Below are 13,806 nucleotides of genomic sequence, written 5' to 3' on the forward strand. Positions count from 1 at the left end.
TCTCCTCCCAAAGTGAAGTCACTGCATCCTTTACGAACTGCTGTTTTCGGCACGCCTCCATGCGGCCGGTATCGTGCTGTCGGACGGCTCCTCCCCGAAGCTCGCCGACAGGCGAAGCTGAGATTGATCGAGATGCGCACGCATCGCGGCCCGTGCGGCGGCCGGATCGCCGGCGGCGATCGCGTCGCGGATGGCGCGATGCTCCTCCATCGCAGCCCGCCAGGTGTCGGTGTTTTCGAAATAGCTGGCGAGCTTTTCGAAATAGGGTGTCATGCGCATGTCGTGGATGCTCCCGACGAAGCGGTTCAGGGTCTGGTTGGCGATGATGCTCGAGACGATGACGTGGAATTCGCGATCGATCGCCAGCGCCTGGCGCCGGTCCTCGAGCGCGGCGGCCATGCGCGCCAGGTTGTCGTCGAGGATTTCTATGTGCTCGGGCCGCGCCAGCCGCGCCGCTTCCTCGGCGATCGCACATTCGACGACCGCCCGCGCCCTCAGCAATTCGAACGGGCCCTCGAAATCCTCCGGGGGCATATCGGCCGCCGGCGCGTGGCGCGCCGTGACATAGATGCCCGAGCCCATGCGGATATCGATGAAGCCTTCGACCTCGAGCACGATCAGCGCTTCCCGCACCGTCGGGCGCGACACGCCGAGCTTCTGCGCAAGTTCCCGCTCGGCCGGAAGCCGCGAGCCGGGAGCCAATTCGCCCCGCTCGATGAGGCCTCGCATCTGGTCCGCCACCTGCCGATAGAGGCGGCGCGATTCCACGGCAGAGAACATCATATCCTCACTGCAGGCCACAGGATTGCACTACGGCTGGTGGCCAAGTGGTCATACCAATTCGGCCAGAATACGCTCAAGAATTACGAAGTCAACAACTGTTGAAAGCAACGAGGTTTGGCCGGCGGCAACGAATTTGGCCGCTAAATGCAGTCAAAGATGGCCCGCGCTTCGCTATTTAAGGAAATCAGAGCGTTATCGGCTACCGAAACAGGTCAGCTGTTTTCACCGGATAGAACGGAAACGAAGCGCCGCCCGAAAGATGAAACCCGCACGGTTTAGCGACGCACGGGGGAGAAGAGCGCCTGCTGCTTGCTACCGTGAGAGTGCTGACGAAGCGTCTTTACAGCATCCTGATCATCAGCGGGAATAATCACGGGGCTCTAGTTGTCTTTAGCGCTGTCGCGCTGACTGAGGAGAATGCGCCATGCCGGTTCAAACTCCAATTGCCCTTCACGATGTCGACATGCTTAGCGCGGTGTTCGAGGAGCTGTTGCAGGACCATCACGTCCCCCGCAACAGCGGTGCCGCAGAGGGTATCCTCTCGCGCATAATCTTCACCTATAACCTCGGCGTCCACGATCCAGCGTTGCTGAAGGTGCTTGCCGTGCCCTTCTTGGGGCAACGATCGTCGGGAACGCAGTGAACACGACCGATGCGCTGCAAAACTCCTTTCTGGCCCAGCGTCCTGGCTTAAACCATACGTGTCGTGCCGAGCGCCGAACAGGCGAAGCATCGCAGTTGCGTGGCTGGAAAATGAATCGCTCATCCTCGACGCGCCGTAGCGTGCGGCCGCGGCGTTGCGGGAAAACGTTCCCGGCTGATCCGAACCTTAAGAGATCAGGTGTTCGTTTTCGTTACCCCAGTTGACAGCATCGGTGCGAGCTTCGCGCCCTACCGATTGGGTTGAGCGACGGCACTCGTGATCCTATGCATTTCACGCATGGGAGAGCTGTAATCTGAGCGCTGCAATACGCAAACGCCATCAATTATATGATGCTCATCGAAGCAAACGAGGCACCACGGACTGGTTGCCAAGCTTCGAATCCCAGGAAAGGGGGATCAAAGTGAACGTAGCTCGCTCTTTTAACAATTGGCGCAAATACCGTCAGACGGTCGCCGAACTGGGCCGCATGTCGACCCGCGAACTTCATGATCTCGGCATCGACCGTGCCGACATCCAGCGCGTTGCCCGGGCTGCCGTCAGCCGCTGAGGCCTGACAAGCTGTCGAGCACCGGCAGACAAATGTTTAAGCGAGCGCCTGCGAACCGCGGGCGCTTTTGGTTTTAGCCCGGCGAAGATGCGCTGGAAACAGCCGCTCCCTGCTTACCGGTCACCATTCTTGGTCAGTTACCCTATCGACGGAGTGATCCACAAAATGGATCGATCGAACCAGTTATTGGTTCAACGATAAGTTGGTGGCAGTTCTTACCGAATTCCAGATTTTTGCGTTAAACGATTACTTCGACCACCAGCAACGCCGACAATTGAGCGTCCCGAAGTCGTGACGGCTAGCGGGGCCTATGCGTCGATTCTTGCAGAGCCGGACATTGCCGATATCGCCTTCCTCACACTTCAAGTGGGAGATTATATCTGGGGATTTACGGGCCCCTACAGCCGGAGCGCTGACCGCACGGCACAGCTCCACCAAAGATCAAGCATCCGCGTCCACGGCTTCTCCACCCGCGTAGATGTCGAGCAGAAGCTCCGGGTTCGTGCCCTCGCCGCGGAGCTCATCAAGCGTTTGCTCCAGAATGCGACCGAACTTCGCCAAGGGCCGGCCCCGCCCCGGACGACGCAAATCTGCCAGCGTCTTTTCGACGCTCCGCGCGAGCTTGTCCGCCAATAGGTCCTGCCCCGCTACGAGGGCAAAAGGTTCGTCGAAGATCACGAGGTCGAAAAGGCCGTCGCTGAGTGGCAGGCGGCGCGGAGCGCCAAGGATAGAGGCAAGCCACAGAGGACGGCGCGCTACCACTTCGGTCGCAAGCGCCGGGGGCAGCGGGCCAGCCAGGCGCGCGAGTTCAAGGTTGGCGAGCTCTTCGCCCAGCCTGACCCGATCGTCTTCTGTAAGCGATATGCGAGATGCAAGAACGCGGGGGAGATGCTGGCGGACCATCTCGCCAATCTCGGTTGTCAGCGCGATCGGATCATCGTTCTCCCGGGGCAGGAGATGGTCGCCAATGGGTGATCTCCAGCGCCGGAGTTCACGAGCGCCGGACGCTTGACGAGCAAGCCAACGGGGCTGAGAGAAGAGCTACAAAGGCGATGATCAACGAAGAAACTGGAGGATTTGAGCTGCGGTTCAAGCGCTTGTTGGACGCGCCGCGTGCGAATGTTTGGCGCTGCTGGACAGAACCCAAGCTGCTGGAGCAATGGTTTCACCCCCCGTCCTGGACGACCGAGGTGAAGCGCTTGGAGCCGCGTCCCGGCGGCGCGTCGCATATCATCATGCGCAGCCCGGATGGCGAGGTGTCCGATGGCGTCGGCGTGTTCCTGGAAGCGGTTCCCGAGCGGCGGCTGGTGTTCACCAATGGCTTCACGTCGGGCTGGATCCCATCCGACCAACCATCTGCACCCCCGCTGATGACCACAATCATCGAGATGTCCGACGAAGGCGGCAAGACCCGCTACGTCGTCCGCGCCCTGCACTGGACCGAAGAGGCGAGGAAACGGCATGAGGAGATGGGCTTCCATGACGGCTGGAAGCAGACGACAGGCCACCTCGAAGCGCTCGCCCGGATGCTCTGAAGCGGCGCGCCGACGCCCTCACCGATCGCGCGCCATGAGGTCGTTGCAGCCGGCATGTGGGAGTGCGGGGTCAGCACAGGCAAGGGTCCTCGAGGGCTTGAAACGACATTCGCCCCATTATGAAAACGTGGCGAAGGGTACGCCGGCATCCTCAGCCCGCGTTAATCGCGATGCTCGCCGTTCGGGTTCGGCGCCGGCGTCTCTCTTGTATCTCGCGTCGGATGTTCGCGATCGTCAGGCTCCGGTGGCGCTTCCTTGTCGCGGGGACGGCGGACAGGCTGGTCTTTTGGGACGACTGTCTTCGGCGGGGGTACAATTTTCTTGGGCATGCCCAGTTCCTCTAGCTTCTAGGGACAGGAACCGGGTGGCAGGACTGAAGGTTCCGAGGCCGCCAGGTAGCGTGAATGAAGCCCAAATGTCGCGTAACCGCGCGGAGCCAACTGTCATGAGGACAGCGCAACCACCCCATCGGCCAAGCGACAAGGGACGGACAGTCGGCAGCGATCCCGCGGCCCCGTCGAGGCCCGTCGCCATGTTGGAGGAATCTGAACCAAAGACCCTGTAAATGGGCGCGTGCGTGAGCGTGATCGGACTGTCCATCCCTGATTACGCCGCGGCTGGAATGACTGCTAAACGCCAGCGTAAACCTGCAGCGAAGCCGGTCCCGCGAATGGAACAGAGGCTCCGCTGAAGGCGGCTGAAAACGCTTCGATCCCGGCAATCGGCGCAGGGAACCTAAGCTCATATCCGGAGTTCAAAGTGTGCGCTGGGCGGCTTCGCTTCCACAGTGCTGCCGGTCCCACGCGGATTAGGGGGCCCGGAGCCACTTCCCCGGCTCCCCTGCCCCAAGGAGGTAAATCATGGCACGAAATCCCTTATCCCCCTTCCGGCCCGGTGGCTTGACCGAGCGCGGCTTCGGCGACCCTTTTCTCTCCCTGCATCAAGAAATGAACCGTCTGTTCGACGATGTCCTGCGCGGCAGGCTGGGTGGCCCCTTGCAGCGCGGCACCCAAGAGGGCGGCATGATGATGCCGGACATCGACGTGAGCGAAACGGAGAACGAGGTGCGTATATGCGCCGAGCTGCCCGGAGTGAAAGATGAAGACGTCGACGTGTCGCTAAATGACGATACGCTCACCATCCGGGCCGAGAAGAAATTCGAGCGCAAGGACGAGAAGGAGAACTACCACTTCATGGAACGCTCCTATGGCACGTTCCAGCGTTCGTTGCGGCTGCCCTACTCGGTCGATGCCGACAAGATCCGGGCGGACTTTGCCGACGGGGTGCTGACCGTGACATTGCCCAAAGGGCCGGAGCAAGAAAAACGTAGGAAGATTCAAGTGCAGCACGGCGGCCGCCTGGAGCCCACCTCAACTACTGGCTCGCGCTCCAAGCAGTCCGAAGGGCAGCAACCTGGCAAATCCGGAAAAACATGAGGGAGCGGCGGCAAGGGCTCCGAGCGTTTCTGATCTGGTGGGACGAGACTCGTCGGCGGGGAAGCCACCCTAACGGCTCGCCGTCTTATCTGCGACTGGCTTGCAAGTCGGCGCGGCGGAGCCGATGATTGAGGCCTAGCGAGTTCCGACAATTTGGTCGTTCAAAACCGCAGATCCATACCGGCCTAAGAAGGACCAAGCCTGGCAGGCGAGTCAGCGCTTACCGTCGGTGGAAACGGCCAGCACGTTGTCGGGATCGGCATTGATTTCCTGATGCGGCACAAAAGGGTGGTGCGTAGACGAAGTCGCCCGCCCGCTTTCGCGACGGAGTCGAGCTTGTCGCCTCAGCGCATGCGCGCCTTGCCGCGAAGCCCTGAGTTAGTTGGTCATTGATCAGCGCATATATTCGATTTTCGATGATCAGGACCGGGCCCAAAGGCAATCCATGCAGACCCAAACCGCATTTGGGTTGTTCGATAGCTGGCCGAGCGCCAAAATCCGCACCTTGGCGTACAGAGGTCACTCAGCGCCATCCCAATGAATTTCGGTTATTCACCCTTCGATGACGGATGGGAACCGGAAAGATCGACCCATTGCGGACCACCAAGCCCGTCGGACCGATGTCCCTAATGTGGCGGCAAAGCGTTCTTAGCTAAATGAAAGACCCTTTGCCTTGGCGTACGGCTGCATCGCCACTATTCCACTCCTGCCCTGCCTACGAGTTTCAAGGCCCGAAGCCGACGTGACTGCCCGGCGGGGTAGATTTTTAGTAGTCCCGCAGCCGGACAATCACAAGCCGATCAAGGTTGCGACGTGAACTGGCCCCCCAGGCAAATTCCAAATTGAATTCGCGCTTGCCACTGCGCTCCTCCTCGGAGCGCGCATGCTACTCGCCCTCGCTAGGGGCTCGCGCCGTGGGTACTGCGGAAGTTTCGGCACAACCGAGTTTTTCCCGATGGAGCAGATAGAGCCCTTCGGCAGTCCATGATCAACGCCGTGCAAGATGCTTGCGTGAAGCAAGGGCCACTCAGGCGTTCAGCACTTTGCAGTAGGCGTCGAGCACGCTTTCCTTCATCATTTCCGAGAGCGTCGGATGCGGGAAGATCGTGTGCATCAGCTCTTCCTCGGTGGTCTCCAGATTCATGGCGATGACGAAGCCCTGGATGAGCTCGGTGACTTCGGCGCCGACCATGTGCGCACCCAGAAGCTCGCCGGTCTTCTTGTCGAAGATCGTCTTGATCATGCCCTGGTCCTCGCCGAGCGCGATCGCCTTGCCGTTGGCGCCGAAACTGTAGCGGCCGACACGAATGTCGCGGCCGAGCTCCTTGGCCTTCGCTTCGGTAAGGCCGACCGAGGCCACCTGCGGGTCGCAATAGGTGCAGCCCGGGACCTTGCTCTTGTCGAGCGCATGGACGCCAGGAACGCCGGCGATCTTTTCGACGCAGATCACGCCTTCATGCTCGGCCTTGTGCGCCAGCATCGGCGGGCCGGCGACATCGCCGATCGCATAGACACCGGCGACGTTCGTCTTGCCGTAGCCGTCGGTGACGATGCAGCCGCGATCGGTCTTGATGCCGAGCGCCTCGAGCCCGAGGTTTTCGGTATTGCCCTGCACGCCGACGGCGGAGATCAGACGGTCCGCCTTGATCGGCGTTGTCTTGCCGTCCTTCGTCTCGACATGGGCCGTGACGTCGTTGGCGCCCTTCTCGACCTTCGTGACCTTGGCGTCTGTGAAGATCTTCATGCCGCGCTTCTCGAGCTGCTTGCGTGCGAGGGCGGAAATCTCGGCGTCCTCGACCGGCATCACCTGCGGCAGGAGCTCGATGACGGTCACATCGACGCCCATCGAGAGGTAGAAGCTTGCGAATTCGATGCCGATCGCGCCGGAGCCCATGACGACCATCGACTTCGGCAGTTCTTCGGGCTTCATCGCCTCGAAATAGGTCCAGATCAGCTTGCCGTCCGGCTCGATGCCGGGCAGCGCGCGCGGCCGGGCGCCGGTCGCGATGATGATGTGCTTGGCCGTATAGGTGCCCTCGCCCTTGACGCCCTTCGGAACCGGATTCTGCGGCTGGACGGCCGGCTTCGACGGCGCACCGACGACGATCTCGCCGGGCTTCGTCAGCTTGGCCTCGCCCCAGATCACATCGATCTTGTTCTTCTTCATCAGGAAGGCGACGCCGCCGTTCAGCCGCGCCGAAACGCCGCGCGAGCGGGCGACGACATCCTTGACATTGGCTGTCATCTTGCCTTCGAGCGTCAGGCCGTAATTCTTGGCGTGATTGGCATGGTCGAGGATTTCGGCGGAGCGCAGCAGCGCCTTGGTCGGGATGCAGCCCCAGTTGAGGCAGATGCCGCCCAGGTGCTCGCGCTCGACGATCGCCGTCTTCAAGCCCAGTTGCGCCGAGCGGATGGCGGTGACATAGCCGCCCGGGCCCGAACCGATAACGATGACGTCGTAGGACATGAGCAATCCTTAAAAAAATTGGGGGACGCGCCTCGGCTCGACTGCGCCGCGGTAGCGATCCCCCATAGTTGCGGGAGGAAACTAGACCAGTATGCTCAATGGGTTCTCGATGAGCGCGCGGAACTTCGCGAGAAGCTCTGCGCCAAGCGCACCATCCACGGCACGATGGTCCGTGGACAGCGTCACGCTCATAACAGTAGCAACGCCCAACTCCCCCTCTGCGGTTACCATCGGCCGCTTTTCTCCGGCGCCGACCGCCAGAATCGTGGAGTGTGGGGGATTGATGATCGCGGCGAACTCCTTCACGCCGTACATTCCGAGGTTTGACACCGCTCCCGTACCGCCCTGGTATTCGTTCGGCTTCAGCTTTCCTGCCTTGGCACGCAGGGCCAAGTCCTTCATCTCGTTCGAAATGGTCGACAGGCTCTTTTGCTCCGCCTGGCGGATGATCGGGGTGATAAGTCCACCGGGAACGGAAACCGCGACTCCGACATCCGAGTGGCTGTGGCGCACCAGATGCTCGTCCGTCCACGACACGTTAGCGTCCGGAACACCGATCAGGGCTAGCGCGTAGGCCTTGATGACGAGGTCGTTCACCGAGAGCTTGTAGGCCGGTACGCTCTCTACCAGCGGCGCCGCAGCATTAAGCTCCGCACGCAATTTCAGGAGCGCATCGAGACGGCAGTCTGCCGAAAGGTAGAAGTGCGGAACAGTGCTCTTGGCCTCGACGAGCCGCCGGGCGATTGTCCGACGCATGGAGGTGTGCGCCTGAAGTTCGTAGGACCCATCGGGAAAATGCCGAAGCGTGTTCTCGCCTACGATGTTATTGCCGGCCTCCGATCTACCCGATGTCCGGGTGGGCTCCGCCTGTACCCAGGCATCAGCAACGGTGTTGGAGGCCGCCAGCACATCGGCACTGACGACGCGGCCATGAGGGCCGCTCGCCGCCAGGGTGGAAAGATCCAGTCCGCGTTCCCGTGCGAGGCGCCGTGCGAGCGGCGTGGCGCGGACTGCGCCTCCAGCGTTCCGTTCGACTGCGACCTCTGCGGCCGACGTCTTCGTTTCGGACACCGGGAGCGAGCTTTGGACGGCGTCCGACGCCGTCAGAGGGACGGCCGTCTCGTTAACGGCCTCCCCCTCGGCATAGATCCACGCGACGGCCGAGCCGACGGGGATATCCACACCCTCCTTACCGGTCACGTTATGCAGGACTCCGCTCGCGGGTGCGTCGATTTCCATAGCCGCCTTGTCGGTCTCGATCTCGAAAAGGACGTCGCCTTCTTTGACGGCATCGCCCTCGCCGAAGAACCACTTTGAGATCTTGCCCGTCGCCATGTCCATGTCGACCTTCGGCAAAATGACTTCGGTCGCCATACCTATCGCACTCCCCTCGCAAGGCCGCGGGCCGCATCGATTATGTCCGGCACCTGCGGGACGGCAGCCTTTTCCAGCTCGGGATTGTAGGGGATCGGGGTCTCGGACCCGCCGAGGCGCAAAATCGGAGCATCTAGATAGTCGAACGCCTCGCTTTCGGCAATCATCGCGCTGATCTCCGCGCCGACACCAAGCGTTTTCACGCCTTCATAGACGCAGATCAGCCGGGAGGTCTTCTTGACGCTGGCGACCACCGTTTCCCCGTCGATCGGGCGGATCGAGCGAAGATCGATCACTTCCGCGCTCACACCCTCGCCGACAAGCACTTCCGCAGCCTCCAGGGCCTTGTGAACCATGATCGAGGTTGCGACGATCGAAACGTCGCTCCCTTCCCTGCGGACCTCCGCCTTGTTGAGCGGCACCGTGTAATGTCCTTCGGGAACCGGCCCCTTCATCTTGTAGAGCAGCTTGTGCTCGAAGATCATCACGGGATCCGGATCGGCCACGGCAGCAAGGAGCATTCCTTTCACATCATGCGGCGTCGCCGGCTGAATGACCTTCAGCCCCGGCACGTGGCCGAGCCATGCTTCCAGACTCTGGCTGTGCTGTGCGGCTGCCCCGGTTCCAGAGCCGGCGGGGAAACGCATGACGAGTGGAACGGACACCGCACCGCCAAGCATGTAGCGCATCTTGGCCGCCTGGTTGACGATCTGCTCCATTGCGAGCGCGGCGAAATCGGAAAACTGGAACTCGAAGATGGGCCGCAAGCCGGTGAGCGCTGCGCCGACGGCGACACCTGCGCCGCCAAGCTCGGAAATGGGAGTATCCATGACGCGGTCGGGGCCGAAGCGGTCAATCAGATCGCCCGTCACCTGGAAGGCGCCGCCATAGACGCCGATGTCCTCGCCCATGAGGATTACGCGCTCATCCGCTTCCATGGCGATCGCCATGGCTTCCTGAATGGCTTGGGAGTAGCTGATTTCTCTGACTGGCGCGTTCATGTCATGCCTCGAACGTGTAGACGTTGTCAGCGAGGCCATCGATAGACGGCATCGGGCTTGCCTTCGCGAACTCGATACCAGCCTCGATTTCCTGCTGCACACTGCCGCGGACCGCCTCTAGCTCGTCCGACGTCGCGATCCCGAACTCGATCAGCTGGGCTTCGTAGCGCTTGATTGGATCCCGATTGGTCATCCAGTCGTCGATCTCATCCCTGGTGCGATAGCGATTGCGATCACTTTTGGAATGTCCGCGATACCGGTAGGTCTTGCATTCGATGAGTGTCGGTCCGTCGCCGCGGCGGGCCCTTTCAACCGCCTCATGCGAGGCCTCCGCGACGTCCGACAATACGTTGCCGTCAACGATCACACCCGGCATGGAGTAGGCGGCCGCGCGATCGGCGACGTTGGCGACCGCCGTCGAGCGGGCGGTCGAAGTCGACATGCCGTAGCCGTTGTTTTCGCACACGAAAATGACCGGCAGCTTCCAGATGGTCGCCATATTCAGCGCCTCGTGGAAGGCACCCTCGTTGTTCGCACCGTCACCGAAGAAGCAGACGACGACCTTGCCCGTGCGAAGCCGCTTTGCCGTGAGCGCCGCGCCGACAGCGATCGGAAGCCCGCCCCCGACGATCCCGTTCGCGCCGAGATTCCCGGTCGACACATCGGCAATGTGCATTGAGCCGCCGCGGCCCGCGCAATATCCGGTAGTCTTGCCAAAGAACTCTGCGAACATCCGCTTCACATCGGCGTCCTTGGCGATGCAGTGGCCGTGTCCGCGGTGGGTGGAGGTTATCTGGTCCTCGTTGACAAGAGGCATGCAGATTCCCATCGCGCTCGCTTCCTGGCCGATGGAAAGATGCATCGTCCCGTGAATAAGTCCGCGCATGTAGCACTCTTCGGCGCCTTCCTCGAACCGCCGAATGAGGTGCATCTTTCGAAGCGCATCGAGAAGTTGCTCGCGATTGTACTGGCGGTAGATGAAAGGCAGATTGCTGGTGTCCGATTCCACTTGCATCGCCCGGGCGGGTCCCGACATGATCAAGCCTCCCTTCCATATACGAGCGCATCCTGCCGCGCGCGGAGTTCCGCAATGCGCGAGCCTGGCGCAACCGACGCGTTCTGATAGGTAATAAGCTCTCCTTTAAGGATCGGCCGCGTGATGGTACCACCCTGAAGGAGCCCGCACGGGATGGCCGAGGAGGACCGAGCCTCCGGCGCCGTCATGATCCAGGCCCGGTAACAGTACTCGCCGATGGCGTCGAGCGTTTCGCCGGGTGCAAGGTCCTTCTTGGCGACCGCGCAGACTTCGGCGACCGGAGTCGAGAGCGGCACCATGTCCGGCTTACCGTAAAGCACGACACGCGCACAGGTGAGCGGGACCTCGAGCGAGGTGAGGTGATAGGGGCGATGGAAGGTGAAGTAGGGGCCCTTGCCCATCTTGAGATCTTCCATGCGCTCGGAAATGCGCGGATGCGACATGTCGGCTACCACGAAAACGCCCGGCGCCACACCCTTGCCGACGGAGTAGTCGACCACACCCGCCTTCGAGAGGACGCCACCGTCTTTCTTCGGGATCAGGACGGAGGAAAGCTTGTCCAGCGTAGCCGCTGGGCCGTGCATGCCAGGCTTGTCGGGGACCAGTCCCGTGGCATTTGCGATCGCGGCCATTTCAACCATTGTCTTGGAACCGTCGACGAACTCCACGAGCATCCGGACATTCATGTTCCGGCGCGCGGCCTCCTCGGCATAGTCGTCTGGAACAGCAGCGACGTTCAGCGGATTGTTCTTGCCCTTCCCGGCCGCAACGATCGGATGACCCATGGAAGACACGAACTCGATGAGCTCAATGCATGAAGACGGTTCGTCACCTGCCCCGAGCGAGTAGGTCACGCCAAGACGCTCGGCTTCGCTCTTGAGATAGGCGCCGATCGTCACATCGGCCTCAACATTCATCATCACTAGGTGCTTGCCGTGCTCCATGGCAGCAAGACCGATCTCCGCGCCGACTGCCGGCACGCCGGTAGCATCGATCACCACGTCGATGAGGCCGCTGTTGAGAATGTTCGCCGAATCTGCGGTGATCGCGACCTTTCCGCTCTCGATGGCGGCGTTCAGGTCCACCGAATTGGCCGCGTCTTGATAATGGCCGTCAGATTGGTAGGCGATGTCCACTGCAGATCGCGCGCGGCCGACGTTCAGATCGCAAATCGCTCCAATTTCGATGCCTGGCATGTGGGCGACACGTGTCACGATGTCAGTGCCCATTTCTCCACTGCCTATGAGGCCTATGCGGATGGGCCTTCCTCCCTCCTCGCGTCGCATGAGGTCCCGCGTAAGGCCTGTTGGCGCAACATTGATGGGCATTTCAGTCCTCCCGATATCCACCGTCAGCAATGTAGGTATTGTACATTTGTACTTTCGTCAACATATTTGTTCGACATTGACGGTTCATCGTGACAGCGCCGGGGAACGCATTGGTGGCGAAGATGGATATTTCAAGGAGCTAGACTTTGAGCTCGGGAATTCTCACCTGCTCCTTTTTGCGGAAGGCATAAAGGGTTGAGCAGACAGGCTCCGGGAGGCCGGCGGCCAAGCTGCAGGCGTTCTACAGGCCTGGTATCGCTGAGCTTTCGTCAAGCTTCGCTTGGAAATGGGAATGCTGTGATCGCCCACCGCGGTGCGAGCGTTTGCTGAACGCCGGAACGCCAATACAAGGACGCTAACCCTGAAGCCATCAGGACAGCAAACAGAACAAACAATATACACTTATAAACAATGTTCGAATGAGTGCCGCCGAAGCGTTACGCCAATTGGACGCTACGCCTCCTCGGAGACCTCTATGTGTCAGTCTGCTCAGCCGCCGACAGCAACGACTTTGCCGTTTGCTCATCCGTTACGAAAGTGGTCGGCTTTATGGTAGTGAGGGAGGCGAGAAGCGCGTGCAGTTTTTCCGGACCGCCCGAGATCAGCACACGTTCGGGCGTGCGACGCAAGCGATCAAGATTTACCGAGATCACGCGGGAATTAACCTCGTGATCAATCACGTTACCCTGCTTGTCGATGAAGTTGTAAAGGACGTCGCCGACTGCGCCCGCGTCTATGAGGGAGCGGCGGTCAGCCTCGCTCAGATAGCCGGTGCGATAGCTTGTTGTAAGGGCCGAAATCCCGCCGACGGACAACAAGGCGACGTCGAGTTTGTCCGCCATCTCAAAAATTGCCGCAAGCCCGCACCTCTCGAGCAGCGCATGCTTGGTTTCCGGGCTGTCGACCACAGCCGGCGCGGGAACCAGGAATCCCTCCCCCATGAATAGTTCCGCGAACTGCCAGGCAAATTCGGCTGGATTGAAACGCCGCGCCGCAGAAATGCCCCCCAACAATGAGACGACACGAAAGTCTTCGAGGGTGGCCCCGGCAATGAAGGGAAGCGTATTGTAAAGGGTTCGCCCCCAGCCCACGCCGACCACCATCCCCGGTTTCATCATCCCGGATATGAGCGTTCCGGCGGCAGCGGCGATAACTTTCGTAGGGTCTCCGTCGGGATCACTGAATGGCGCGACAATTGCCCGCGTGACCCCGAAGGCGATCTCAAGGTCCCTTTCGAGCGCCACCATGTCGGAGAGCGGTGACGAAATCGAAACGCGGACTTCATTGCGGCGCCGCGCCTCCGCCAAGAGTCGGACAACCATCACGCGATTGATGCCGAGCTGTTTGGCAATGTCGTTCTGTGTGTAGTTCTCCACGTGATACAGCCACACGACGCGAGCTCGCAGTCTCTCAGACTCACTCTGAGCCATCACAACTGGAGACGTGATCTGCATTTTGCTTTCCTCATGGGTTCTACAGGCGTAGCGGTCGATAGCACACTGCCGTCGCGTTTTCACCTCCTCCTGCCGAGCGAACACGAACGGCAAAGGCACAGGACACACACCCTATCGCCTGTCGCGGGCCTATTCGCCTGCCATTTGGTTCCGCAACAGAGAGAAAATATTCGCACACATT

Annotated in this window: 12 protein-coding genes and 1 pseudogene; 4 read left to right on the forward strand and 9 right to left on the reverse strand. The window is 60.9% G+C overall.

Annotation, left to right across the window (positions count from 1 at the left end; all coding sequences use genetic code 11):
* Nucleotides 1-30 precede the first annotated feature (30 nt).
* On the reverse strand, nt 31-780 hold the full coding sequence (locus tag NGR_RS09260; RefSeq protein ID WP_015887999.1) for a FadR/GntR family transcriptional regulator: 750 nt from the start codon (nt 778-780) through the stop codon (nt 31-33).
* Between the two features lie 427 nt (nt 781-1,207).
* Between NGR_RS09260 and NGR_RS09265 the strand changes: the two genes are divergently transcribed.
* Together NGR_RS09265 and NGR_RS09270 are read left to right on the forward strand one after the other, a co-directional pair.
* The gene (locus tag NGR_RS09265) at nt 1,208-1,426 is read left to right on the forward strand and encodes a hypothetical protein (RefSeq protein ID WP_015888000.1); all 219 of its coding nucleotides are present in this window, start codon (nt 1,208-1,210) and stop codon (nt 1,424-1,426) included.
* A 421-nt stretch (nt 1,427-1,847) separates the two neighbouring features.
* On the forward strand, nt 1,848-1,994 hold the full coding sequence (locus tag NGR_RS09270) for a DUF1127 domain-containing protein (protein ID WP_015888001.1): 147 nt from the start codon (nt 1,848-1,850) through the stop codon (nt 1,992-1,994).
* Between the two features lie 441 nt (nt 1,995-2,435).
* Here the strand turns inward: NGR_RS09270 and NGR_RS09275 are convergent, their stop codons facing one another.
* A complete protein-coding gene (locus NGR_RS09275) occupies nt 2,436-2,897 on the reverse strand; it encodes a hypothetical protein (RefSeq protein WP_015888002.1) in 462 nt (153 codons plus the stop codon).
* 149 nt (nt 2,898-3,046) lie between these two features.
* Here NGR_RS09275 and NGR_RS09280 point away from each other — a divergent pair, with 149 nt between their 5' ends.
* Entirely contained in the window at nt 3,047-3,529 is a 483-nt protein-coding gene (locus NGR_RS09280) for an SRPBCC family protein (protein WP_164923977.1), read from the forward strand.
* Between the two features lie 860 nt (nt 3,530-4,389).
* On the forward strand, nt 4,390-4,965 hold the full coding sequence (locus tag NGR_RS09285; RefSeq protein ID WP_015888004.1) for an Hsp20/alpha crystallin family protein: 576 nt from the start codon (nt 4,390-4,392) through the stop codon (nt 4,963-4,965).
* A gap of 240 nt (nt 4,966-5,205) precedes the next feature.
* Here NGR_RS09285 and NGR_RS33660 read toward each other — a convergent pair.
* From NGR_RS33660 to NGR_RS09315, 7 genes and pseudogenes are all read right to left on the reverse strand, one after another.
* A pseudogene (locus NGR_RS33660) lies at nt 5,206-5,336 on the reverse strand (cupin domain-containing protein); the annotation flags it as partial.
* A gap of 656 nt (nt 5,337-5,992) precedes the next feature.
* Nucleotides 5,993-7,438 carry a dihydrolipoyl dehydrogenase gene (gene lpdA / locus NGR_RS09290; RefSeq protein WP_164923978.1) on the reverse strand — a complete coding sequence of 482 codons (1,446 nt, stop codon included), beginning with the start codon at nt 7,436-7,438 and terminating at the stop codon, nt 5,993-5,995.
* 75 nt (nt 7,439-7,513) lie between these two features.
* Nucleotides 7,514-8,806 (reverse strand): 2-oxo acid dehydrogenase subunit E2, encoded by a 1,293-nt coding sequence (locus tag NGR_RS09295; protein ID WP_015888006.1) that lies wholly within the window; start codon nt 8,804-8,806, stop codon nt 7,514-7,516.
* 2 nt (nt 8,807-8,808) lie between these two features.
* Nucleotides 8,809-9,807 carry an alpha-ketoacid dehydrogenase subunit beta gene (locus NGR_RS09300; protein WP_015888007.1) on the reverse strand — a complete coding sequence of 333 codons (999 nt, stop codon included), beginning with the start codon at nt 9,805-9,807 and terminating at the stop codon, nt 8,809-8,811.
* Nucleotide 9,808: 1 nt separating this feature from the next.
* On the reverse strand, nt 9,809-10,843 hold the full coding sequence (locus NGR_RS09305; protein WP_015888008.1) for a thiamine pyrophosphate-dependent dehydrogenase E1 component subunit alpha: 1,035 nt from the start codon (nt 10,841-10,843) through the stop codon (nt 9,809-9,811).
* 2 nt (nt 10,844-10,845) lie between these two features.
* Nucleotides 10,846-12,171: an NAD(P)H-dependent oxidoreductase gene (locus tag NGR_RS09310; RefSeq protein ID WP_015888009.1), complete on the reverse strand. Its 1,326-nt coding sequence runs from the start codon at nt 12,169-12,171 to the stop codon at nt 10,846-10,848.
* A 473-nt stretch (nt 12,172-12,644) separates the two neighbouring features.
* On the reverse strand, nt 12,645-13,625 hold the full coding sequence (locus NGR_RS09315) for a sugar-binding transcriptional regulator (protein WP_015888010.1): 981 nt from the start codon (nt 13,623-13,625) through the stop codon (nt 12,645-12,647).
* Between the last annotated feature and the right edge of the window lie 181 nt (nt 13,626-13,806).

Origin of the sequence: Sinorhizobium fredii NGR234 (assembly GCF_000018545.1) — a bacterium.
Lineage (GTDB): Bacteria > Pseudomonadota > Alphaproteobacteria > Rhizobiales > Rhizobiaceae > Sinorhizobium > Sinorhizobium fredii_A.